Below are 25,032 nucleotides of genomic sequence, written 5' to 3'. Positions count from 1 at the left end.
CATGACCACCCGCAATATTTCGACGAACAAGCAGGCCAACACCCTTTCAAGATCGACGGCGCTGATCCTTGCTCTTTCCATGTCGCTTGCCGGCTGTGCCGGGCGGGAGGCACGCCCGGTCGCTTCGACCAACCCGTCCGACAGCGCCTTCGATTGCGCCGGCATCGCGCGGGAATTCGAGGCCAACGAGCGGCAGATCTCCTCGACGGTGAAGGAGCGGACCGATGCGCAGGGCAAGAACATCGTGCTCGGGGCGACCGGTGTGCTGCTGTTTCTGCCGGCGCTGTTTTTCATGGACCCGAAATCGCCCGAGAAGGTCGAGATCGATGCATTGCGCAACAGGAACAATGTCCTGACCAGCATCGCCAAATCGAAGGGCTGTCCGGCACCCAAGTCCCAGCTGACCGAGCTCTACAAGCATCTCGACAGCAAGCCAAAGCCGTCGTCGTCAGACCGCCGAAACTGAATTTGGCCTTCACGTAAATCGTGAAAGAGGTCCGGAGTTTCCTATGCGTATCGTGCGTTTTCTAACCCTTCTCCTGGTGGCCGCGACGTTGGCGTCCTGCGTCACCACGAGGACAGATCCCCGGCTGATTGCGGCCCTCCAGCGGACGTCCGTGCGCGAGATCCGGATCGAGCTGGCTCCCGACGTCAAGACATTCGGTTTCGGCGATAAGCCGGACCAGCAGGTCCAGGAGGCGGTTCGCACGCTCCAGGCCACGATGGCGAAGGAACTGATCGGTGTGCCCGGCGGCCCTAACAGGGGCAGGTTGGTCGTGACGCTGCATGTGTTCGACGTTACCACCAAGCAGGCCCGCATTATCGGCGGCCATGACAGCATGATCGACGGAACCGTTCGGCTGGAGGATGTCAAGACCGGCCAATTGATCGCCCAAGCGCAGAACATCCATGGCGAAGACCTCTCCATGCGCGGAAGCGGTTACGGCGTAATCATCGCCGTCGCGGTCAATGCGGCGACAACGTCCGGCGCGCCTGATGTCATGGCTCAGCGTCTGTCCAAGTCCTTCACGCGCAATGTGAAGACCTGGCTCACCCAGAAATAACGAGACGAGGCGAGGCGCTGCCGGGAAGGCAGCGCCGGTCACGATTGATGTCGAGACACAAAACCAGTTGTGCGTTTGGAAAGACGAAACGATGCGTGTAGAAGCCGATTTTGGTTCGAATGCCAAGGCCCTTGCTTACCGGTTCGGTAGGTTCGCCCATCGCTCGCTGGCGATCGTGCTCAGCGCGCTGTTGGTCTTTCAGCCGATGCTTGCCAATGCCCAGTCGGTCTCAGCGAGCACCACGGCGCCGGCCGCCAATCAGCCGGGCGTCGGCGCGGCACCCAACGGCGCGCCGCTCATCGACATCGTCACGCCGAACAGCCAGGGGCTGTCGCACAACAAATACGACAATTTCAACGTCGGCACGCCGGGCCTGATCCTCAACAATTTCAAGGGCGAGATCGGCAACTCCAATCTCGGCGGCGTCACGCCGGGCAATGCCAATCTCAACACATCGGGGCCGGCATCGGTTATCCTCAACGAAGTCACCAGCGGCAACCGCTCGGCGTTGAACGGCGCGATCGAGGTGTTCGGCGGGCGCGCCGATGTCGTCATCGCCAACCCGAACGGCATCACCTGCGACGGCTGCGGCTTCATCAACACGCCGCATGCAACGCTGACGACGGGGGCTCCGCAAATCGGCGCCGATGGCAAGCTCAACGGCTTTACCGTCAATGGCGGCGATGTCACCATCGGGTCGAACGGCGGCAATTTTTCCGCCGGATCCGGCGCGGTCGATCTGTTCGACATCGTCTCGCGCAGCGTCCACGTCAACGGCCCGGTCTACGGCAAGTCGCTGCGCGTGACGGCGGGTGCGTCCAATTTCGACTACGCCACGGGCGACGCTCAGGCGCTTGCGCCAATCTCCGGCACGCCGGAATACGCAATCGACGGCACCGCGCTCGGCGCCATGCAGGCCGACCGCATCAAGATCGTCGTCACCGAGAATGGCGCTGGCGTGCGCATGAGCGGCGATCTCGCGGCCAACACCAACGAACTGTCTTTGTCGGCCGACGGCAAGATCTCGCTCGGTAACGTCTCCGGCGAGCAGGGCGTCTCGATCTCCTCGAAGTCGAAGGTGACGGCCGCCAAGGTCACGTCGAAAGCAAAGGCCACCATTGCGGCAGATCAGGGCATCACCCTCAATACCTTCGCCGCCGATGGCGATATCGCGCTTTCCAGCGGCAGCGGTCTGTTGACTGCCGGCGGCGAGGTCAACAGCGCCGCCAACGTGCTGATGTCGTCGGCAGCCGGCATTGCCGCCGGCAGCGTCGTGGCCGGCAATGCGCTCACCCTGTCCAGCACCGCGGGCAACATCCAGATTGCAGGTGCGGTCAAGAGCGCCGATGCGCTGACGATCACCGCGACATCAGGCGCGATCTCTGCCGCCTCGCTTGTCAGCGGCAAGAATCTCACCCTTTCCGCCGGCGCCGACATTGGCATATCGGGTGATATGCTGGCGCAGGGCAACGTCACGGCTTCAGGCCGTTCGATCTCGGCCGCAACCATCGCCTCCGGCGTCGATTTCGCCGCCACCGCTCAATCCGCCAATGGCACGCTGGCGCTGCAGCAGGCGGGCAGCATGAGCCTAACCGCCACAAATGGTTCGATTACCGTCAGCAATGCGCTGCTCAGCAGCGGCAATCTTTCGGCCACGGCCAGCCAAAATATCGCCTACAGCAAGCTCCAGAGCCTGAGCAGCGCGGCACTGACGGCCTCGGGCCGGATCAGCTATGGCAACCCCACCAGCGCCACCGGCAACCTGACGCTCACCACCACCAATATCGATCTCTCCAATGGCGCAGCCGGCAACATCGCTGCCGGCGGCACGCTGACGCTCAACGCCGATAGCGCCAATCTCAGCAACAACAGCCTGACGCTCGGCGGCCTCGCCCTCAATCTCTCCGGCACGGCCGATCTTAGCGGCGCCACCATCAACGCCGTCACCAGTGCCGGCGGTTCCGGCGACATCGCCATCAATGCCGACGGCCTCTCCACCTCGGCCAGCACCGCGCTTCTCGCCGCCGACGATCTGACGCTGACGCTGCTGTCGCTGACCAATGCCGGGCAATTGGCGGCCAAAGATGATCTGACGCTCAACATTTCCGGCAATTTTGACAACAGCGCTACCGGCCTTGCCTATGCCGGCCACGACGCCGGCCTCTTCATCGGCGGAGTGCTCACCAATAATCAGGGCGCCATCCTTGCCGGCAACGACCTCAAGATTGCAGGCGTCACATCGGCGCAGAGAACCGCTGGTGTCACCAATATTTCCGGTCTGATCCAGGCTGGAAACGACATGTCCATCCTCACCAGCGAGCTGACCAACAAGCGGGCCGCCACGCCGCAATGGACGACCGGGACGCTGGTTTCCTCCGGCGTCCTGACCGGATTCACGCTCAATCCCGCCGCCGCCAGCCTGCCTTTCGGCTACCTCGAGACCGCAGATCAGAACATGTTCCAGCTCTATGCCGGCGTCGATCCGGGGTTGTGGCAGGATTATGAGCCGCTGCTCTGGTCGAAGGCGACGCTCGCCGACGGCACGACCTATCGCGCATGGACCTGGATCTCGGCCGACGGCCCTGAGAAGGTCACGCCGATCATCGACTGGATCAGGGCCCGCGTGCCGCGGGATGCGAACGGCAATCCGGTTGCCGATCCCAACAATCCGTCGCGCTATTTCATCGTTGACGAAGTCAATTTCAGCGGCTCGGACGAAAGCACCACCTATTCATGGGATTGGTCGTCCCATCTCAGCCAGTCGGTGTACGAGGATCGGCTGATCGGCACGCTCAGCCCGGAAGCGACGATCAGGGCAAGCCGCAACCTCACCATCGACGCCACCAATCTCACCAATGCCTACAGCTCGATCGAGGCCGGCGGCGACGCGACGCTGAAGGGCTCGACGCTGACCAACACCGGCGTCACCCTCTTCCGCACGACGACGACGACCTGCAACGCTCAGGGCGCCTGTACCGCCTATGATGCCAACGGTCACGCCAATCCCTCGAAGAACATCGCCAACGGCACGACGATCGTCAGCTCCGTCCAGGCGATCGGCGGCGTCTCGGCCAACATCAAGGCCCACGGGGCACTCTCCGTCGATTTCGCCAGCGTCAACAATACGTCGGCAGCCGGCTCGATGGCCGGCGGCGCCAGCGTCGCGGCCGCAAGCAATCCCGGCGATCCGCTGTCGGCGCTCTCCGGCCTGACGGCCGGCGGGGCCCTCTTCAACGTCAACTCGGGTCTCGGCACCACCCTTGTCGCTTCGACAAATCCGCAATCGGGCGGTGTCGACGCCAACATACCTGGACAGACCTTCCTGTTCGAAACGCGCGCCAAGTTCCTCGATGTCGGCACCTTCTACGGCTCCGGCTATTTCATGAACCTCATCGGCTATCAGCCGGACACCACCGTTCCCTTCCTGGGCGACGCCTATTTCGAAAACCAGCTGATCGAAAAGCAGATCCAGCAGCTCGCCGGCGAAGGCCTGGGACCGGGCTCCTTTATCCCCGGCAGCGACGCCACCGAGCAGGTCAAGACGCTGCTCGACAATGGCGTCAAGTACGCCAGCGACAACCATCTGCAGGTTGGCCAGGCGCTCACGCCCGAAGCGGTTGCCGCGCTGACGAAGCCGGTCGTGCTCTATCAGAAGCAGGTGGTCAATGGCATCGAGGTGTGGGCGCCGGTCGTCTATCTCCCGAGCACGGCAACGGCGCAACTGACCGCCTCCGGCGCGCTGATGTCGGGCTCATCGGTCACCGTTGGCGGCGGCGCGATCAACAATTCCGGCGCCATGGTCGCGGCCAACGACCTCTCCGTTTCCGGCTCCTCGATTGCGTCGAACGGCGGCAGCTTCAAATCAGGCAAGGACGTGTCGCTCTCCTCCTCCGGCGCGCTGACGCTGAGCGCGCAATCCATGGATCTCGGCGGCCAGGCGATGGTCAACCCGAACGCCGCCGTCACCGCCGGCGGCAACGCGACGCTTGCTGCGGCGACCGACCTGACGCTGAAGGGTGCTGTCGTCAATGCCACAGGCAACGCCTCGCTCACCGGCAAGAATGTGACGCTGGATGCCCTCAAGGTAGATAACGGCGGCCAGCAGAACTCCACCGGTGCCCAGATCGCCAGCGGCGGAGCCCTGTCAATCAAGGCAACCGACAATGTCAACGTCATCGGCAGCTCCGCCAAGGCGGGAACGACGCTTGATGTGACCGCGGATAACGGCTCGGTGGCCGTCGTCTCGACCGATGTCGCCCGCAACAACCAATCCGGCTACACTAGGACGCTTTCCACCGACCAGCAGCAATCGCAGCTTTCTGCCGGCACGAATGCAACGATCAAATCAGGCGACGACATCCTGCTCTCCGGCTCCTCCGTCAAGGCCGGGGGCAATGTCGCGCTGAGCGCCGGCGACGATATCAACATCACCGCCGCCCAGGGGCAATCGGCATCCACCTTCGGCAAGAAGTCCGCCTCGTCGATCACCCATGTCGGCTCCGAGATCGCAGCCGGCGGCGACCTCTCGGTGACGGCGGGCAACACCAGCGGCGATCACTACCTCAACATCGTCGGCAGCAAGCTTGCCGCCGACGGCAAGGTCGGTCTCAAGGCTTCCGGCGACATTACCATCGCCGAAGCCACCGACACCGCCACGCTCGACACTAAGCTCAGCAGCAAGGGCGGCTTCCTCGGCACGAGCGAAAAGACGACCACGCATCTGGAAACGACGACGGCCGTCGGTTCCGCCATCACAGGGGGTGGCGGCGTCGATATTGAATCCGGCAAGGATACGGTCATCTCCACCTCGAAGATCGAAGCCGGCACAGAGACCGGCGCGGCGAACCTAAACATCACCACCGGCGGCGACCTCGTCATCGCTTCCGGCAAGGACACCAGCGCCAAGGATGACAAGGGCTCGCGCAGCGGCTTCCTCTCCAAAGGGAACTCCAGCCACAAAAGCTATGACGAAACGACGGTCGCCTCCGAACTCGGCGCATCCGGCAATATCAACTTGAATGCTGGCGGCGCGGCAGTGATCGCGGGTTCACAAGTCTATGCAGATGGCTCGATTTCCGTCGAGGGCGACAGCGTCTCGGTAATCGGCGCGGCCGAGCAGCATGAGCTTGAGGTCACGCGGAAGAAATCCGGCCTCTTCGTCGGCTCCGGCGACGGCTTCATATCGCTCTGGGGCGCGGAGCAGAAGAGCGGCAAGCAGGCATCCGAACTCAATGTGGCGTCGGTGCTTTCAGCCGGAACCGACCTGGCGCTGAAGTCCCGCGACACCGATGTGAACATTCTCGGCTCGCAGATCTATGCCGACCAGAACATCACGCTTGACGCCGCCCGCGACGTCAACATAACGCCGGGCGCCGAAAGCGAATCGTCCGAGGAGAAAGAAAAACGCTCCGGTTTCGGCATTTCCTTCGGTTCGAGCAGCGGTGGCTTCTCCGTCGGCATCGGCATGTCGTCGGTTTCCGACACGACGAAACAAGGCTCGCAGACCAACGCGATGGCCACTCTTTCCGCCGGCAACGACCTGACGATCAAGGCCGGCCGTGACGCCAACCTGCAGGCCGCCGACGTGTCGGCCGAACGCGATGTCGCGATCACCGCCGACCGCGATGTCAACCTGCTGAGTGCGGAGGACAAATCTAACTATGAAAGCGTGCATGAGCAGTTCTTTGCCGGTGTGACGCTATCGGTTTCGACAGGGCTAGTCAGTGCAGCCCAGAGCATTGCCGGGGCAGCGGAGAAGATCACAGGTATCTCCGATGGCTATTCGGCAGCCAACGCAGCCTTCGCCTCGCTTAAAGCTTATGATGCCATCCAGCAAATCGCCGGCATCGCCAAGGACGGCGGCAGCATCGCCTCCGTATCGCTGACGGCAGGCTTCAGCTACGAAAAGAGCAGCGCTTCTTCTTCAACTTCCACACCGGTCGTCACCAACGTAGAGGCGGGACGCTCGGTCACCATCGAAGCGACTTCCGGCGATCTGACTGGGCACGGTGCTCAGATAGCGGCGGGGTATGATTACGGCGTTGCCGCTGTAGTCGGCGACGACAAGTTCGGCGACATTACGCTGAAAGCCGGTCATGATATCAAGCTTGAAAGCGCCCAGGCGACCAGCGAGACGGGCAGCGACAGCAAGTCGGCGAACGCCAGCTTCGGCGTAAGCGCGGGTATCGGCCTGCAAGGCGTCGGCGTTGGCGTCACCGGCGGCGCCGGCGCGGGAATGTCGAAATCCGATGCCACCTCGATCACACAAGTCAACAGCCATGTGATCGGTAGCGGCGACATCACGATCAGCTCCGGCAACGACACGACGCTCAAGGGCGCTGTCGTTTCCGGCGATACGGTCACGGCCGATATCGGAGGCGATCTCAGCATCATCTCTACGCCCGATCTCGGCAGCAGCGCCAACAACTCTGCCTCCGCCGGTTTCTCGTTGAGCGGAATGGTAGGAGGCAACTTTCTGCCTTTGACCACTCAGCTTTCCGGCTTGCAATTCGGTGGCGGCCTCGGCTCGGGCGCAACGAACTGGATCAGCGAGCAATCCGGTCTACTTTCCACCGGCAAGATGGATATCGAGGTCGGCGGCAATACCGATCTTCAGGCCGGCAAGATCATCTCCGACAGCGGCGACCTGTCGCTTTCCACTGATACGCTGACCTATAAGGATTTCCTTGGACAGAAAGGTTATGAGGGCTTCAGCGCCCAAATCGGTATCGAGATTCCCGGCAACGAGCTGCCCGGAGCGCCGCCGGCAAACAACACGTTGGAGGGCACCTATCAGCTCGACGACACGCGCCAGACCGTCCGTGCTACCGTCGGCCCTGGCGCGATCACCGTCCGTAACGAAGAGAAGCAGGCGGCCTCGGAACAATCTGGAGCGACAGCGCCGCTCGCCGACTTGAACCGGGATCCCGAGAAAGCATACGAGATCACACGAGATAAGCATGTCGATCTGGAGATCTATGTCTCGACGCAGAGCATAAAAGCGGCGCTTGAGGCCGGCAAAACGATTGCCGACGCGATCGGCGACGTGTTCGAGCGTATGGCTGCAGATGGACATTTGTCTTTGGATGACGCCCGTTCCGCAGCTGCGCTCGCGCAATATCGAGATGACCCAGCAGTGCTTTCTCAATTGGCGAGCTGCGGCCAGCGCGCAGAGAATGAGTTTCATCTACTTGATTGGCTTATTACGCCTGCATACGCCGAAGCCGCGAGCTGCACCATTTTCGTTGGGGGCAAGAGCTTCTCCGTCTCTGCGGCAGGCGCACTCAACTGTCTAAATGTATTTCAGCGCCTGACCAAGCTCGCTATCGCAGAGGCGACTTTGGCGGGCACAGCGGTCGCCGGATTGTTAACCACCGGGTTCTTGCTGGCCTCAACAACAGCAGTTGGCGACAAGATTGATCAGACCGCGATCTTAGCGGACGGAACGGCGGTCCATGTCACCGGTGACGGCGACTCCTTGCTACGGCGCGTTGAAATTACGCAAGGCGGTCAGGCGACCATCCTATTTCTCACCATCGGCAACGACGGCCAATACGAACTGCTCTCAGGCACCGTGTTGGGCGGTGCTATGCCAGACTCTATGTTGGCGGGCGTGGCAGATCAGATTTCCGCCGCCACTGGCAAACAGGTTGTCTATAATGAAAAAGATTCGGATGGCGGAAACGATTCTACGAGTGAGCCTCCACGCGGTAAAAAGGCCAGTTCCTCTGCTGTTGGCGACAAGGTCAGAACCCCAGAATCGTATCCGGAGGATTTTGTCAAAGTTGAAGGAACGAAATACAGAAACAGGAAAACTGGTGAGATCTGGGAGAAGAGTCGGACAACTCATACCGACAAAGATGGAGAATGGAAGGTTGGTTCGCATCCAGGAAAAGCTCCTCGCCCGTCGGACAAGATCACCGTCGGTAGCAACGGGGTAATTATTAAATTTTAAAGGAAGAACAATGAGCGATACCCTTCGTTTGCTACTGAAGTCAGTCAATCTCGCGGGATATGGAGCATCAGATCGCTTCCTCGGTTTTTTTGAAAAAGACACCCGATATGAACCGGGCATGGAAGAATCTGCCGTCGACTTCTTCATGCGATATTTCAAAAACGATCTGGAATATTTTGTGATTGCATCTTCGGTGCACGCAAACTCTGACGAAGTTGGGCATTACGGCGATGCTGCGGATGACCAGCGAGACGGCGATCTAATAAAAGGCCTTGTTCAGTCTGGGCTTGTTAGACAATTTAGTTACAAAAAACGATTTGGGCGTGATCCTAGTTCGCAGAAATATAGTGAATCTGTCGAAAAGGAATGGAGAGATATTACCCTTATCAAGGGGGATGATTTCTCTATCGTATGTATAAGATCGTTACTTGTCGCAAAGATGGTTGTGTACGGACTGTACGGTCATTGCTTCATCATGTCGCCGAATTGGCAACTGGCCTTTTATCCGCACGATGATTTTGGTTTTGGCGTGATCGGCTTAGGCGACGACGCAAATGTACGAGTCGCGCACGACTTTTTGGCGCGGGCGGATCAACTGCCAGGCATGCATTCCATCATCAGGACACCGTCCACGAGTTGAACCGAAGCTCCGACGGTAGGTGCACTAATTGCCCTCGGACGCTGAGGCTGTAGCGGAGTTGGAACGCCGTTTCAGACAAGATCAGTCTCTCGTATGAATTCCTGAAATCAGTCCTATCTGCAAAGGCGACAGCGGTGAACAAACTGCCAGGTTGGCTAATCCTTCATATTTGGCAAAGTTTACTTGGGGAAATCTACCCAGAGATCAGGGCCATTGCTGCCGAATTCTCTGGGAAAACTCTTCTCATAAGATATTACTTGGAGCGCGAGCCCACCGATTTTGATGTCGAGAGTATAGAAGTATTATCAACAAACATTTGTGCCTCTGCCGGAGTAGAGTTAATCGCACGTATTGATGTAGAATGTTTATACGCAAATCGACTCTTTAAGGACTTGGACCCATTGTCCGGATTCGTGTATTGCCGCCGAGAATACGACATTGAGGCGTAGGTTGCCGAGAGGATGGTTGATGCGGCGGGAGCATTTTCCCCAGCTTCCTCAACTCAAATCATGCAGATCCGTCGTAATCGCCGGCCCGATCGAAAACTCCGAAAACCGCACCATTAGACCACTGCGCTCCGGCGTGCAGGCCGTCGGCCCGACTTCGTATTGGTCGGCGATCGGGAAGGGCGCTAGCCGCAGCAGCGGCCAGCGGCTGCCGTCGCGGGAGGCCTGGATGCGCAGGGCGCCGTTTGCGACGGTGACGCGGATGTGGAAATCCTCGAGTTCCTTGAAGGGCTGCGACACCGACCAGTCGGACCGGCCGTTGGTGACGACGGTGCTGAGGAAGGCTTCGCCGTCGGTGAATTCGACGCCGGTTTTGACCCAGTGGTTTTCGTCGAGGCGCACCATCAGGCCGGCCTGGTCGTAGAGGGTGCGGAATTCGCCCTGGATGCGGATCTGGGCGGTAAAACTCTCGGCCGTGGGAAAGGCGAGGAAGTGGCCGGTGTCGCGGGTGAAGCCGTAATAGGTCTCGCGCCAGAAATCGGTTTTCTCGTCGGTCGTCAGGGTGAGGGCGGTGTTGTCGGCGTGCCAACTGGCTGGTTCGTTCAGCCATTTTCCGTCGTTGAAATCGATGCTCATTCTATTTTCCCGTTCCATTGAAGCCTGACCGCCGGTGATCGCTCACCTTGGCATAAAACGCGGCCTTCGTGCAGGCAGAGCGCAGCCGAAGATTGTGGTTTTTGGTGTTCCAGTATCCGCAAGAGCGCATAATCGGTCGCCCGCGCTTGACAGGATCGATCCATCTCTTATTCTCTTACAAAAAGATGAATTACATAATTGTGGAACTTGACCGGGAGCCCTCACATGAAAACACTTGTCGCATTTCTGCTCGGTACCGCGCTTGTCGCCCTGCCTTCGACCCTCTTTGCGCAGGAAAAGGGCGGCGTCATCAATGTCGCGACGATCGGCGAGCCGCCAACGCTCGATCCGATGTCGTCGACGGCCGATCTCGTCGGCATCGTCACCCAGCATATTTTCGAAACGCTTTACACTTTCGACAAAAGCTGGAACGTCACGCCGCTTTTGGCTGAAAGCCTGCCGGAGATCAGCGCCGACGGCAAAACCTATACGATCAAGCTCAGGACCGGCATCAAGTTCCACGACAATAGCGACATGACCTCGGACGATGTCGTCGCCTCGCTCGGGCGCTGGATGAAGATCGCATCGCGCGGCAAGCAGGTGGCCGGCTTCATCGACAAGATCACTGCCGTCGATCCCGCAACCGTCACCATCACGCTGAAACAGCCCTATGCGCCGCTGACCTCGCTGCTCGCCTTCAACAATTCGGCAGCGATCATCATCCCTGCCGAAAAGCAGGACGAGCCGATGAAGGAGTTCATCGGCACCGGCCCCTATATGCTGAAGGAGCGCAAGGCCGACCAGTATATCCAGCTCGTCCGCTTCGACGGCTACAAGTCCCGCGAAGGCGACAGCAATGGGTATGGCGGCGCCCGCCATCAATATCTCGATGAAATCCGCTTCGTGCCGGTGCCGGATGCGAATACCCGCGTCGAGGCCGCCATCTCCGGTCAGTATGATTATGTCGACTCGATCGCGGTCGAATCCTACGACAAGCTGAAAGCCTCCACCGCCTCGCAGCCGGTGATGCTGAAGCCCTTCGGTTATCCGGTCTTCGTTTTCAACACGAAGGAGGGTGTTGCTGCGAATGTCGAGGTTCGCAAGGCGATCCGCCAGGCGCTCAGTATGGAAGACATGCTGGCCGCGGCTTTCGGCAGCAAGGATTTTTATGCGCTTGACGGCGCCATCTACCCGAAGACCTTTTCCTGGTCGACGGATGCGGGCGTCGAAGGCGCCTATAACGTCGCCGATCCGGAAGGGGCGGCCGCTGCCGCCAAGAAGGCCGGCTACAAAGGTGAGCCGATCCGCATCCTGACCAGCCGCCAGTATGAATTCCACTACAAGATGGCGCAGGTCGCCGCCGAATATCTGAAGCTTGCCGGATTCACCGTCGATATGCAGGTGGTGGACTGGGCGACGCTGACGCAGCGCCGCACCGATCCGAAGCTCTGGGATATCTACATCACCCACAGCCCGTTCCTGCCGGAGCCGGCGCTGATCGGCTCGCTCTCGACCAGCTCGCCCGGCTGGTGGGATACGCCGGCCCGCAAGGCCGCCGTCGATGCCTTCACCTCCGAGGTCGACCCGAAGAAGCGCGTGGCACTTTGGGCCGATGTCCAGAAGGCGATCTATACGGACGCGCCCTTTATGAAGATCGGCGATTTCAACGCCGTCGCGGCAAAGTCGGTCAAACTCGAAGGCGTCGATCCGGCCCCGTGGCCATATTTCTGGAACGCTTCGATCAAGAAGTAAGCATCGCCGCCGGTGCCGACCCTTCCAGGGTTCGGCACCGGTCTTTTCTGCCGTATCTGCAAGGGCTTGAAGGCCAGCATTCATGATCCGCTACATCCTCCAGCGCTTCTTTGGCATGATCGTCGTGATGTTTCTCGTCGTCACGATCGTCTTCGTCATCGTGCGCGTGACGCCGGGCGACCCGGCCGCCGTCATGCTCGGGCCGGATGCGACGCCGCAGGATGTTGTCGATCTCCGCGCCAGGCTCGGCCTCGATCAGTCGCTCGGCCTGCAATATCTCTATTATATCGGCCAGTTGCTGAAGGGCGATCTCGGTCAGTCGATCTTCCTCAACATGCCGGTGACGTCGGCTCTGCTCGACCGCGCCGAGCCGACCTTCTTCCTGACGCTGTTTTCGCTTGCGATCGCCAGCACCATTGCGCTGCCGATCGGCATCTATGCCGCCTATCGGCGTGGCTCCTTCGTCGACCAGGCGGCAACGACGCTGGCGATGTTTGCCGCCAGCATCCCGAGCTTCTGGCTCGGCCTCATCCTGATGCAGTTCTTCGCCGTCCGGCTCAATATCTTCCCGGTCTCGGGTTATGGCGGTCCCGGCTCGACCTTCCTTGATCGGATGTATCATCTGACCCTGCCGGCCTTTGCGCTCGGCATCGTCTCCTCGGCGCTGATCCTGCGCTTCACCCGCGCCTCGATGCTGGATGTGCTCGGCGACGATTATATCCGCACGGCGCGCGCAAAGGGGCTGGTCGAGCGCAAGGTCATCCTCAAGCATGCGCTGAAAAATGCGCTGATCCCGATCCTGACGGTGCTCGGCCTGACGGCTGCGGTGCTGATTTCGGGCGCCGTCGTCACCGAGACTGTCTTCGGCCTGCCGGGTGTCGGCAATCTCGTCGTCTCGGCGGTGCTGCGCCGCGATTACCCTGTCATCCAGGGTGCGCTGCTCGTCATCGCCGCCCTCTACGTGCTGATCAATTTTGCGATCGACATGCTCTATCTGCTGGTCGATCCGAGGGTGCGCTACTGATGGCCGATATCGCAATCAAATCAGTCGAGAGCGAAGGCAGCAAATTCGTCCGCCGCCTGCTGAAGCGCAAGACGGTGACCTTCGGCCTGCTGATCCTGGCGATCTTCGTGCTGCTGGCGGTCTTCGCGCCTGTCGTCGCGCCCTATTCGCCATCCAAGCTTTCCATCGTCAACCGGCTGAAGCCGCCGAGCGGCACCTTCTTCTTCGGCACGGACGAGTTCGGCCGCGACGTCTTCTCGCGGACGATCTTTGCCGGCCGCCTGTCGCTGCTCGTCGGCGTTGCGGTCGTCAGCCTGTCGGCAGTGATCGGCGTGACGCTCGGCTTGCTTGCCGGCTTCTTCCAGAAGCTCGATACGCCGATTGCCCGGCTGATCGATGCGATGATGGCCTTCCCGGATATTCTGCTGGCGATCGCCCTCGTCGCCGCCCTCGGCCCGTCCTTGACCACGGTGATCATCGCGCTGTCGATCGTCTATGCGCCGCGTCTTGCCCGCATCGTGCGCGCGTCGACGCTGGTCATTCGCGAGCTGCCCTATGTCGAGGCGGCAAGGGCGCTCGGCATTTCCACCTTTCACATCATGACCCGGCATGTGCTGCGCAATCTGCTCTCGCCGATCCTGGTGCAGGCCACCTTCCTCTTTGCCAGCGCCATGCTTGCCGAAGCCGGCCTCTCCTTTCTCGGCCTTGGCGTCAGCCCAGAAATTCCGACCTGGGGAACGATGATCGCCGCCGGCCGCCAATATATCGGCCAGGCCGACTGGATGACGCTGTTTCCCGGCGTCGCCATCATTCTCTCGGTGCTGTCGCTACAGATGGTCGGCGACGGCCTCAGGGACATGCTCGACCCAAGACTTCGCAAGGACCTTTAATCCGCCGACCAGACGTCGGCCAATCGAAATTCGCCCAATCCAATTCGCCCAGTCCAATTCGCATGACAGGAGTTTGCGTGAATCAGTTTCCCAACGCCGCCGGCAAGGTCGAGAACTCGCCTTACCAACGGTTAGCCGCCCTCGGCATCAAGCTGCCGCCGCCACCGCCGCCGATCGCCAATTTCGTGACGCATGTGGTGGAAGGCAATATGCTCTACCTCTCCGGCCAGGGGCCGCGTGAGGCCGACGGCTTCATGCATGCCGGCAAAGTCGGCGGCGGCGTCGGTGTCGAGGAGGCTTACCGGCATGCGCGGCTGACCGGCATCAATCTGCTCGCCGTCATGCATGACGCGCTCGGCGATCTCTCCCGCGTCAAGCGGGTGGTCAAGCTGCTCGGCATGGTCAATGCCGTGCCTGAGTTCGAGGATCATCCAAGCGTCATCAACGGCTGCTCGGATCTGTTGATCGCCGTTTTCGGCGCGGCGGGCGAACATGCCCGCTCGGCCGTCGGCTTCGGCTCGCTGCCCGGCAACATCACCGTCGAAATCGAGGCGATCGTCGCCTTGAATGGCTGACGAGAGCTTTCATATTTGGAGCAGCGTCCGCCATGGCGCGTTCCTCGACTAAGACTTCTGGAGACCTTCATGCCCAATGATATCAGACCTTCGCTCGGCCTTCGCCCCGTCATCAACGTATCCGGCACGATGACCAGCCTCGGCGCCTCGATCGTCGTGCCGGAGGCGATCGAGGCGATGGCATCGATCCTGCCGCATTTCGTCGAGATCAACGACCTGCAGCGCAAGGCAAGTGCGGTCATCGCCCGGCTGACCGGCGGCGAGGCAGGCTTCGTCACCGCCTCCTGCTCGGCCGGTATTTCGCTGGCGGTCGCCGGCGCCATCACCGGCGACAATCTGCTGGCGATCGAGAAGTTGCCGGATGCCGCGTCCGAGAAGAACGAAGTGCTGGTGCAGATGGGCCACGTGGTGAGCTACGGCGCGCCGGTCGACCAGGCGATCCGGCTTGCCGGCGGCAAGGCCGTGCTTGTGGGACAGGCGACCTCGACGCATCGCTTTCACATGGAAAAGGCGATTACCGACAAGACTGCCGCCGCCGTCTATGTCGTCTCCCACCATGTGGTCGACTACGGCCTGCTGAACCTGAAGGAATTCGTCGAGATCGCCCATGCCAGGGGCGTGCCCGTCATCGTCGATGCGGCCTCGGAATATGATCTGCGGATTTTCCTGGAGCAGGGGGCCGATATCGCGCTTTATTCCGGCCACAAATTCCTCGGCGGCCCGACGTCTGGCATCGTCGCCGGCCGGAAGGAACTGGTGCGTCATGCCTTCCTGCAGAATATGGGCATCGGCCGCGGCATGAAGGTCGGCAAGGAGAGTATTTTCGGCGTGATGGCCGCACTCGAAGCCTGGGAAAAGCGCGATCATGCCGGCATCCGGGAGCGCGAGACCGGCTCTCTCAATCTGTGGAAGCGCACACTCGACGGCCGTCCCGGTCTGACCGCGCTGATCGAGCCCGATCCGACCAACAATCCGCTCGACCGGCTGCGTCTCATCGTCGATGCCGAGCAGGCCCATATCACCGCCTGGGATCTGGCCGATGCGCTGGCGAGGGGCACCCCGCCGATCATCGTGCGCGACCACGAGGTGGAGCACCGCTATTTCTATCTCGACCCGTGCAACCTGCATCCGGGCCAGGATGTCATCGTCGCAAACCGCCTGGCCGAGGAACTCGACAAGGCGCGCGCCTCCAATGAGATCATCGCAACGCCGATCGAAAACCGCAGCCGGCACCGCTTCGACGCCGCGCTGCGCTGGCCGGATTGAGCCGCAAGGGGAGCGATATGGCTGAGGTTCAAGCACAATCGATCGAAACGGCCGCACCCGTTCTTTCCGTCGACAGGCTGACCACCTCCTTTCTGGTCGACGGCGGCTGGAAACCGGTGGTGCGCGATGTCTCCTTCACCGTCGCACCCGGCGAGACGGTGGCGATCGTCGGTGAATCCGGCTCGGGCAAGAGTGTCACCTCGCTGTCGATCATGCGGCTGCTGCAGGCCGATACCAGCCGCGTCGAGGGCCGGGTCATGCTCGGCGGCCGCGACCTGTTGGCACTGCCGGAACATGCGATGCGGCAGGTGCGCGGCAACGAGGTGGCGATGATCTTCCAGGAGCCGATGACCTCGCTCAATCCGCTCTTCACCATCGGCGATCAGATCTCCGAGGCGCTGCTTTGCCATTCCACTATCAGCCGGGCCGATGCCAGGGCCGAGACGATTAGGCTGCTGGAAAAAGTCCGCATCCCCTCGGCCGCCTCGCGCTTCGACGAATATCCGCATCGTTTTTCCGGCGGCATGCGCCAGCGGGTGATGATCGCCATGGCCCTTGCCAGCCGGCCGAAACTGCTGATCGCCGACGAGCCGACGACGGCGCTCGACGTGACCATCCAGGGCCAGATTCTCGATCTCATCAAGATGCTGCAGGAGGAGGAGGGGACTTCGGTACTGTTCATCACCCATGACATGGGCGTCGTCGCCGAGATCGCCGATCGGACGGTGGTGATGTATCGTGGCGAGCAGGTTGAAAGCGGGATCACCGCCGATATCTTCCACCGCGGCAGAAATCCCTATACCAGAGCGCTGCTGTCGGCCGTGCCGGTGCTCGGTTCGATGCAGGGCCGGCAAAGGCCGCTGCGTTTCCCCGTGGTCAATACGGCAACGGGGGAATCCGACATTCCGACTGAGGCCGCCGATACAGTCGCAGTGACGCCGGTCTTGCAGGTGAAGAACCTCACCAAGCGTTTCGACATTCATTCCGGCCTGTTCGGCCGGTTGACCAGCCGGGTGCACGCGGTCGAAAACGTCTCGTTCGATCTCCATGCTGGCGAGACGCTGTCGCTCGTCGGCGAATCCGGTTGCGGCAAATCGACGACGGGCCGCGCCATCATGCGTCTCATCGAGCCGCAGGCGGGCTCCGTTCTCGTCGAGGGCAGGGAGGTGCTCGGCCTCGACAGGAAGGAGCTGCGCGAAATGCGCAAATCCGTGCAGATGATCTTCCAGGATCCCTTTGCCAGCCTCAATCCACGCATGAAGGTCGGTGCTGCGATTGCCGAACCCTATCTCGAACACCGGTTGGGCAACTCCAAACAGGCAAAGGAGGTTGTTGCCGATCTGCTGGTCAAGGTCGGGCTGTCCGCGGATATGGCGGCGCGTTATCCGCACGAATTTTCCGGCGGCCAGCGGCAGCGCATCTGCATTGCCCGGGCGCTTGCCCTGCAGCCGAAGGTCATCGTCGCCGATGAAAGTGTGTCGGCGCTCGACGTGTCGATCAAGGCGCAGGTCATCAATCTGATGCTCGACCTGCAGCAGAGCCTCGACCTCGCCTTCCTGTTCATCTCGCACGACATGGCGGTGGTCGAGCGCGTCAGCCACCGGGTGGCGGTGATGTATCTCGGCGAAATCGTCGAGATCGGCCCGCGCGCCGCCGTCTTCGAAAATCCGCAGCATCCCTACACCCGCAAACTCATCGCCGCCGTGCCTGTGCCCGATCCCGACCGCCGTCATGAGAAGCGGATGGTGGCGAATGACGAGATCAAGAGCCCGATGCGCGCCGTCGACTACCAGCCTCCGGCCACCTTCTATCGCGAAGTCGGGCCGGGCCATCTGGTGATGGCAGATCGGTAGGCTGGCTTGCCCCAATGGCAGTTGCCTAACCGGCTGGCGGCGCATAAAGCAGATGTAGTGACACCTGCCTGGAAAGCCGCATCAATGGACAAGACAGAGTATTATTCGAAGCTTGGCGGTCTGCCGCCGCAGACCCAATTGCTTTCCGGCAAGGCCGTTTTCACCACGGCTTACGCGGTCATCCCGCGCGGCGTCATGAGCGATATCGTCACCAGCCTCCTTCCGCATTGGACGGGAACGCGGGCATGGGTTCTGTCGCGGCCGCTTTCCGGCTTCTCCGAAACCTTCTCGCAATATGTGATGGAAGTTCAGCCGGGCGGCGGAAGCGATCGGCCGGAGCCGGACAAGCGGGCCGAAGCAGTGCTGTTCGTCGTCGAAGGCGGCATGACGGTGGAGCTCGACGGCGTCAGCCACACGCTGCGCGCCGGCTCCTTCGCCTATATTCCCGCGGGTTCGGCCTGGCGCCTGAAAAACGACGGATCGGGCCCGGCGATATTCCACTGGATCCGCAAGGCGTTTCAGGAAGTCGAGGGGCTGGAGCCGCCGCCGGCGATCTTCACGCACGAGGATGAGCATCCCGCAGCAGCAATGCCCGACACGGACGGACGCTGGGGAACGACGCGGTTTATCGATCCTGCCGACGTCCGCTACGACATGCATGTCACTATTGTGACCTTGGAGCCGGGCGCCGTAATCCCCTTCATGGAAACCCATGTCATGGAACACGGGCTCTATGTGCTCGAGGGAAAGGCGGTCTATCGCCTGAACGAGGATTGGGTTGAGGTCGAGGCCGGCGACTTCATGTGGCTGCGGGCCTTTTGCCCGCAGGCCTGTTATGCTGGCGGTCCCGGTCGCTTCCGCTACCTGCTCTACAAAGACGTCAACCGGCACATGAAGCTCTGGTAGGAACTGTGCCGGTCAACATCCGTGCGTCGGTGATCACGCCGCCTTTGCCTGCGGCTTGGCGGCCTTGACGTGGGTTACGCTGCGGCGGCCGTCGATGCTGACGGGAACATCGCCGTCAACGGTGGCGCGGCGGACCACCCGGTGCTGGTCGCCATAATCGTTGACGGCATAGTGCTGGGTGGCGCGGTTGTCCCAGATCGCCACATCTCCTGCTCTCCAGCGCCAGCGCACGGTATTTTCCGGGGCGGTGACGTAGGATTGGAACACCTCGTAGAGTTTCGCGGAGTCGCTCTTCGACAGGCCGACAAGTCGCTGAACGAAGTTGCCGAGCAGCAGCGATCTTTCGCCGGTTTCCGGATGGACACGCACGACCGGATGCTCGGTTTCGTAGATGGTCGAGGTGAAAACCTCCTCGAAATGCTTCTTCTCTGCATCCGTGGCGCGAGGGCGCACGGCGGCATAGTCATAGGCATTGCTGTGAATGGCCCATAAATTATCCGCCAGCAATTTGAGCGGCGCCGGCAGACTTTCGTATGCCGCATGGGTGTTGGACCAGATCGTGTCACCGCCGGCTGCCGGAATGACGACGCCGCGCAGGACGGAAAATTTGGGGTAGGCGTCGACGAAGGTAACGTCGGTGTGCCACTGGTCCGCCCGGCCGCCGCCGCGGCTGGAATCGAGATTGAGGATGGAAGCCGTGCCCGCGACCGGTCCCTGGGTAGGATGTGGCACGAGATCGCCGAGGCGGCGCGCGAAGGCTTCCTGTTCGGAATCCTCAAGATGTCCCGCGGAAGAAGATGACCTTGTGCTTCAGAAGAAGCTGGTTGATGGCTGCCACCGTTGCATCCGAAAGGTCTCCGCCAAGGCGGATATCCCTGATTTCGGCTCCGACACGGCCGGTCAGCGGGATAACATTGGGCTTGGGAATGATCTGATTGACGAGAACCGGATTGCTCATGGAAATCTCCTGTTGATCTTGGAAGAAGTCGGCAGTTCACACGCACCCAAGGATGCATCCATTGGGCGTTCGAAATCTCATCGCTGAAGTCGACGGGGCTATGAAACCTTGTAATCTATAAAATATGTAGACAATAATTTCTATTTTTACCTGTTTTCCTGAAACAGCCGTCTTCGATTTCCTCGCCGGCGGGAAGTCTGGCGGCCGCGGTCATTTCTTCGTATCTTCCGCCGCTGCGTGGGATCGCCGCGCAAAAATCATGCTTGAGGCGCCCGGAAAGGAACTTTCGATGGCAACTGTCAAACTCCTGTCGGACCAAGAGGCCGCGGCCATTCCGGCCGTGCAAGCGGTGTTCGATGATATCAGGGCGACCCGCAAGACCGACTTCATCAACAATTTCTGGCGTGCTCTTGCAAACGATCCCGCAAATCCCAAACGCGTATGGGAAACGCTCAAATCGGTCATGACGGTCGAAGGCGCGATCGATCCGTTGACGCGCGAGATGATCTACATAGCGGTGTCAACCGCCAATGCTTGCCAGTACTGCGTTCAATCCCATACCGCTGCCGCCCGTGCGCGGGGCATGACCGATGCTCAACATGGCGAACTCCTGACGATCATCGGGCTTGCCGCCCAGACAAATCATCTCGCTCTTGCGATGCAGGTTCCGCCCGATCCGGAATTCGAGGTGCGATAGGGAACAAGGATGTGGCGCGCATCACATGCGCCGCCGTAATTAATCCCATCTGCAGTCTCACCTCCATAAACGCGGGAGTGGTGCTGCAATTTTTAAAGCAATAATAGTTCAATTTTAAAGTGTAAATGTGGCGTAATCTGTCTTATGGAACTTGTGGCAAATAATCATTCCTAACCGCCAACGACGGCGTCGCCCGGTCGCGAGTCCTTTCAGCAAACTTTCGGAAGGCTGGCGCGTTACTCTCGCGCACTGGTGTCGGATTGGGAAATGTTGATGAGCAAAAGTCTTCGATTTGATGTGCTCGCTAAGGGCGGCTACACGGCGCGTGGTGTCGTTTTCCTGCTGATAGCGGGGCTTGCGCTCTTCTCCGGCGTCGCCGGCGGGCGGCCGGAAACGAAGTCGGCGCTCTCGACGCTGCTTGGCCAGCCGTTTGGCCGTGTCTGGGTCGGATTGATTGGTCTTGGACTTCTCGGATTTGTCGCTTGGAGGCTGGCCCAGTCCTTGGCGGATAGCGATGGCCACGGCCGGGACGGAAAGGCGTTGGTGATCCGAGCGGCACTCCTTGGCAGCGCCATCACCTATCTCGGGCTTGCCGGATATGCACTCAGTCGTGCCGTCTACTTGAGCGGAGGAAGCGAAGGTTCCGGTGAGAAGGGGCTGGCGGGATGGATCATGTCGCAGCCGTTCGGTTCCTACTTGGCGATTGCCGTTGGCGCTGGCTTTGTCATCGGCGGCATCGTGACGGTCGTGAAGGGCATTACCCGAAAGTTCGAGCGCTACGTCAAGATACCGGACAACAAGGGCATCGTGACATTGATATGCGTCTACGGTCTCGTCGCCCGCGGTGTGGTATTTGCGATCACCGGCCTGCTTTTCGCCTATGCCGGCTTCCGGGTGGATCCGCAGCAAGCCGGCAGCATGGGCGACGCCTTGGAATGGGTCCACCAGCTTCCGTTCGGATCCTTTCTCTACATCATTGTTGCCGCCGGATTGTCAGCCTTCGGAATATACAACCTTGTCGCGGCGCGGTACCGCGTCATCTCCGGCCCATCATTGGCAGACGCCAAGCGTTCTCTGCCGCTGGCGGGCTCCTGATATCACCTTGCCAGAGGTCGGTTTTCTTCGGCCGAAGCCGCGGAGCCGCGGTTGCGGCCACTTCATTCGCGGTTTTCGGAGCGGCACTTGCTTCTTGTCTTTTCCTTGTGGTTTCTGCATGGATTAGTTGCATTTTAATGAAGGCTATATGATTTCGTTAGGGCCGCTTTGGCACCCTCCCCGCACCTTCGGGAGATGCCATGTTCACTGTGCTTTCATGTATCGCCGACCAGCATGACTGGACGTTGCTTTTCGTTGCTCTGTCGATCTGCTGCTTCGGCAGCCTGACGGCCGTCTTCATGCTGACGCGTGCGCAGGAATGTGTGCGCCACCATCACCACTACTGGCTCATCGCCGCTGCCGTCGTTCTCGGCGCCAGCACCTGGGCAACCCATTTTATCGCGATGCTGGCTTATGCCGGTCCGGTGCCCATCGGCTACGACGGTCCTCTGATTGTTCTGTCGATTATCGCCGCCATCGTTCTGTTTGCGGTAGCGGTTGAAATCGCTTTTATGAATGGCGGCCAGCTTGTCCAGGCGTCCGGCGGGGTCCTGTTCGGCGTTGCCATTGCGGCAATGCATTTCGTCGGGCTGCTTGCCATCACGCCTTTCAGCATGGTCTCGCTCGCCGCAGATAAATCGATCGTCGCCTGTGCGTTGGCAATCGGCTTCGGCATTGTTGCGGTTGCGGTCGTGCGGCATAGCGCAAGCAGGCGTTTCTATATTTTTGCCAGCGCGGCGTGCATCGTCCTGGCGATCTGCAGCCTGCATACCGTGTCGATGAGCGGTGTCCAGATCACCCCTTCCGCCGAGCCCGTCCATGCCGATCTCTCCTCCGTCGACCGGATCGCCATCGCCATTGCTGTCTCGATCATCTCGACGTTGATCCTGCTCGGAGCCGCCGCAGCCCTGTTCCTTGACCGTCATTTGACCGATCTGCGCGGGCTGGCGAATGCCTCGTTCGAGGGGCTGGTCATTGCCCAGGAGAATGTCGTCATCGATCTCAACGAGAAATTCGCGGCGATGGCCGGTAAGGCAGCCGCACTTCTGAAAGGGCAACCGGTCGAGGCGGTGCTTGCGATCGAAAGACGCCTTGGCATCGAGACCTGCCAAGGCGCCGTGTTCTGCGAGGGCCAGGACACGATTCCGGTCGAGGTCCTTGCTCGGACGATCGAGTATCGTGGGCGGGAGTGCCAGGTGATCGCCGTGCGCGATCTGACCGAGCGCCATGAGGCGAGCCGCAGGATCGAGCATATGGCGCGCCATGACCCATTGACCGGCCTGGCGAACCGTCGCGAGTTCGACCGGCGTTTCGAGATGGCGATTGCCGGCGCTGCCGAAACACCCAGCGGGCTGGCGCTGCTTGCCCTCGATCTCGACCGTTTCAAACTCGTCAATGACACATTCGGCCACGCCGAGGGGGATGCGGTGCTTCAGCGGGTCGCGCGGATCCTGGTCCGCACTTTGCCGCCCCATGTTACGATCGCTCGCATGGGTGGAGACGAATTCTGCATCATCCTGGAAAACGCGTCCCGCCAACAGACGGAAGCGTTGTCGGCCGCTCTGCTGAAGGCTTTCGCCGACGAGTTCGCAGATCTCGCAACCTCTTCGGGATTCGGCGCCAGCATCGGCATTGCCTTGTACCCGGAGCACGGGATTACCGATCGACGACTCAGAAACAACGCCGACATGGCCCTTTACCGGGCCAAGAGCGGCGGCCGCGGCAGAGCCTGCACATTCGAGCCGGCGATGGACATCGAGTTGCATGCCAAGCGGCAGCTCGAGCATGATCTGCGGCACGCACTCGGCAAAGGAGAGCTGTTCCTCGTCTACCAGAGGATCGTCGACACATCCTCGCAGGAGCCGTGCGGTTACGAGGCGCTGTTGCGATGGCGCCATGCAAGCAGAGGCATCCTTGCACCGGCAGACTTCATCGCTGCCGCCGACGAAACCGGCTGCATCATCCCCATCGGGATCTGGGTTCTGGAAGAAGCGTGCAGCGAAGCAGCCTCGTGGGAAACCCCGCTGACGATCGCGGTCAACATCTCGCCGGTTCAGTTCCTGATGCCGAACCTGGTGGAGCAGTTCTCGCAAATCCTTGCGAAAACCGGGCTGCAGCCTGACCGCCTGGAGCTGGAGATCACCGAGTCGGCGCTGTTTCACGATCGGGCTGCCGTCCTTTCCACGCTCAGTCAGCTGCGGTCGATGGGGATCCGGATCGTCCTGGACGACTTCGGGACCGGTTATTCCTCGCTCAGCAACCTCCGCGATTTTCCGTTCGACAAGCTGAAAATCGATAGACGCTTCCTTGCCGGCATCGGCGTCGATCCCACCATCAGGGCGCTGTTTGAGAATGTCATCGAGATGGCGTCGACGCTCAACCTGCCGGTCATTGCCGAAGGGGTCGAGACGCAGGAACAGCTTGCGATCCTGCATGCAAGCCATCCGGCGCAGATGCAGGGCTTCCTGTTCGGCAAGCCCGAGGCAGCGCCGAGCAGCCGCGCGCCGTTGAAAGCCATCGCCTGATCCGCCAGGGCAGAATTATGGGCTCTCCAGCAGCTCCGGGCTACTTTCCGTCCAGCCACTCCTGCAGCTCTGCCTCGGCGCGCTCCAGAGCGCTGTAGTTCAGCAGCTTGCGCAGGAAAGCCACCGTGATGGCGCGGGCGCGGAGATTGAAGCGGCCGTCCTCGTGGTCGTCGCCGGCGCTCTGGTAGACGTCGAGCTTGTCGTAGAGCTGCTGCAGGCGGTTCTGCACGCTGCGCAGCGACAGGCCGCGCCGTTTGGCGATGGCCCGGTCGGTCAGACCGAGCGCGATATCGACGAGGATCTCGTATTCGGAATCGGTAAAACCGTTGGTCTGGCCGAGGCTCTTCTGCTGCAGGCCGCGCACCTCGCGGTCGATGACGCATTGGCTCTCGATGAAGATCGAGCGCAGTGCCAGCTTCAGCCGCTCGTCAGAGGCGGATTTCAGCACATAGCCATAGGCGGCGCCATCCGGCACGATGCGCGAAACGCCGCGCACATAGGCCTCGTCCGAATAATTCGACCAGAACAGGATGCGGGTCTCCGGCCGCTCCTTCCAGATGGTGCGCGCCGCCTCGATGCCGTTGCGGCTGACCATCTGCAGGTCCATGACGATATGCGCCGACTTATGGTCGCGGGCGAGCTTCTCGCCGACGGTGCCGTTCTCAGCCTCGATCACCGTATCGCATTCCGGCAGGGCGGCGTTGACAGCCTCATGCAGATAGGAGCGGTGCAGCGGGTCGTCTTCGACGATCAGAACCTTCATCGTGTCAAT

Annotated in this window: 16 protein-coding genes and 1 pseudogene; 14 read left to right on the top strand and 3 right to left on the bottom strand. The window is 60.9% G+C overall.

From position 1 onward, the window contains the following. The first annotated feature begins 1 nt into the window (after position 1). The 4 genes from GR197_RS21595 (at position 2) to GR197_RS21580 (ending at position 9,658) form a co-directional block, all read left to right on the top strand. On the top strand, positions 2 to 466 hold the full coding sequence (locus tag GR197_RS21595) for a hypothetical protein (protein ID WP_164013194.1): 465 nt from the start codon (positions 2 to 4) through the stop codon (positions 464 to 466). A 43-nt stretch (positions 467 to 509) separates the two neighbouring features. After that, the gene (locus GR197_RS21590) at positions 510 to 1,064 is read left to right on the top strand and encodes a hypothetical protein (protein WP_164013192.1); all 555 of its coding nucleotides are present in this window, start codon (positions 510 to 512) and stop codon (positions 1,062 to 1,064) included. Between the two features lie 91 nt (positions 1,065 to 1,155). Then, the gene (locus GR197_RS21585; protein ID WP_246724650.1) at positions 1,156 to 9,018 is read left to right on the top strand and encodes a hemagglutinin repeat-containing protein; all 7,863 of its coding nucleotides are present in this window, start codon (positions 1,156 to 1,158) and stop codon (positions 9,016 to 9,018) included. 10 nt (positions 9,019 to 9,028) lie between these two features. Beyond that, positions 9,029 to 9,658, top strand: a complete 630-nt coding sequence (locus GR197_RS21580) for a hypothetical protein (RefSeq protein ID WP_246724649.1) — start codon at positions 9,029 to 9,031, stop codon at positions 9,656 to 9,658. Between the two features lie 497 nt (positions 9,659 to 10,155). Here GR197_RS21580 and GR197_RS21575 read toward each other — a convergent pair whose 3' ends face one another. Beyond that, complete coding sequence (locus GR197_RS21575; protein ID WP_164013190.1) at positions 10,156 to 10,740, bottom strand: DUF1349 domain-containing protein; 585 nt, start codon at positions 10,738 to 10,740, stop codon at positions 10,156 to 10,158. Positions 10,741 to 10,965: 225 nt separating this feature from the next. On the opposite strand from GR197_RS21575, the gene GR197_RS21570 reads away from it, so the two are divergent. The 7 genes from GR197_RS21570 to GR197_RS21540 all read left to right on the top strand — a co-directional run bounded on the left by GR197_RS21570 (position 10,966) and on the right by GR197_RS21540 (position 18,985). After that, a complete protein-coding gene (locus GR197_RS21570) occupies positions 10,966 to 12,492 on the top strand; it encodes an ABC transporter substrate-binding protein (protein WP_164013188.1) in 1,527 nt (508 codons plus the stop codon). A gap of 82 nt (positions 12,493 to 12,574) precedes the next feature. After that, positions 12,575 to 13,516: an ABC transporter permease gene (locus GR197_RS21565; RefSeq protein WP_164013187.1), complete on the top strand. Its 942-nt coding sequence runs from the start codon at positions 12,575 to 12,577 to the stop codon at positions 13,514 to 13,516. Then, positions 13,516 to 14,385, top strand: a complete 870-nt coding sequence (locus tag GR197_RS21560; RefSeq protein ID WP_164013185.1) for an ABC transporter permease — start codon at positions 13,516 to 13,518, stop codon at positions 14,383 to 14,385. The genes GR197_RS21565 and GR197_RS21560 overlap by 1 nt, the downstream gene beginning before the upstream one ends. Before the next feature lie 62 nt (positions 14,386 to 14,447). Next, positions 14,448 to 14,960: a RidA family protein gene (locus tag GR197_RS21555; RefSeq protein WP_164013183.1), complete on the top strand. Its 513-nt coding sequence runs from the start codon at positions 14,448 to 14,450 to the stop codon at positions 14,958 to 14,960. Between the two features lie 69 nt (positions 14,961 to 15,029). Next, positions 15,030 to 16,226, top strand: coding sequence for an aminotransferase class V-fold PLP-dependent enzyme (locus tag GR197_RS21550; RefSeq protein ID WP_164013181.1), 1,197 nt, complete (start codon positions 15,030 to 15,032; stop codon positions 16,224 to 16,226). A gap of 17 nt (positions 16,227 to 16,243) precedes the next feature. Further along, positions 16,244 to 18,079 (top strand): ABC transporter ATP-binding protein, encoded by a 1,836-nt coding sequence (locus GR197_RS21545; protein ID WP_164013179.1) that lies wholly within the window; start codon positions 16,244 to 16,246, stop codon positions 18,077 to 18,079. An 84-nt stretch (positions 18,080 to 18,163) separates the two neighbouring features. Further along, positions 18,164 to 18,985, top strand: a complete 822-nt coding sequence (locus tag GR197_RS21540) for a bifunctional allantoicase/(S)-ureidoglycine aminohydrolase (protein WP_164013177.1) — start codon at positions 18,164 to 18,166, stop codon at positions 18,983 to 18,985. 33 nt (positions 18,986 to 19,018) lie between these two features. On the opposite strand, the pseudogene GR197_RS21535 reads toward GR197_RS21540, so the two are convergent. Next, positions 19,019 to 19,943 (bottom strand): annotated as a pseudogene (locus GR197_RS21535) (TauD/TfdA dioxygenase family protein). A gap of 289 nt (positions 19,944 to 20,232) precedes the next feature. On the opposite strand from GR197_RS21535, the gene GR197_RS21530 reads away from it, so the two are divergent. The 3 genes from GR197_RS21530 (at position 20,233) to GR197_RS21520 (ending at position 24,260) form a co-directional block, all read left to right on the top strand. After that, on the top strand, positions 20,233 to 20,640 hold the full coding sequence (locus GR197_RS21530) for a carboxymuconolactone decarboxylase family protein (protein WP_164013175.1): 408 nt from the start codon (positions 20,233 to 20,235) through the stop codon (positions 20,638 to 20,640). Between the two features lie 273 nt (positions 20,641 to 20,913). Beyond that, positions 20,914 to 21,735, top strand: coding sequence for a DUF1206 domain-containing protein (locus GR197_RS21525; protein WP_164013173.1), 822 nt, complete (start codon positions 20,914 to 20,916; stop codon positions 21,733 to 21,735). Positions 21,736 to 21,935: 200 nt separating this feature from the next. Further along, a complete protein-coding gene (locus GR197_RS21520) occupies positions 21,936 to 24,260 on the top strand; it encodes a bifunctional diguanylate cyclase/phosphodiesterase (RefSeq protein ID WP_164013171.1) in 2,325 nt (774 codons plus the stop codon). Positions 24,261 to 24,300: 40 nt separating this feature from the next. Here the strand turns inward: GR197_RS21520 and GR197_RS21515 are convergent, their stop codons facing one another. Next, a complete protein-coding gene (locus tag GR197_RS21515) occupies positions 24,301 to 25,023 on the bottom strand; it encodes a response regulator transcription factor (protein WP_164013169.1) in 723 nt (240 codons plus the stop codon). Between the last annotated feature and the right edge of the window lie 9 nt (positions 25,024 to 25,032).

The organism is Rhizobium phaseoli, from assembly GCF_010668805.1.
In the GTDB taxonomy this organism is placed as follows: domain Bacteria; phylum Pseudomonadota; class Alphaproteobacteria; order Rhizobiales; family Rhizobiaceae; genus Rhizobium; species Rhizobium phaseoli_A.
This window is presented reverse-complemented; position numbering and strand designations above follow the sequence as displayed.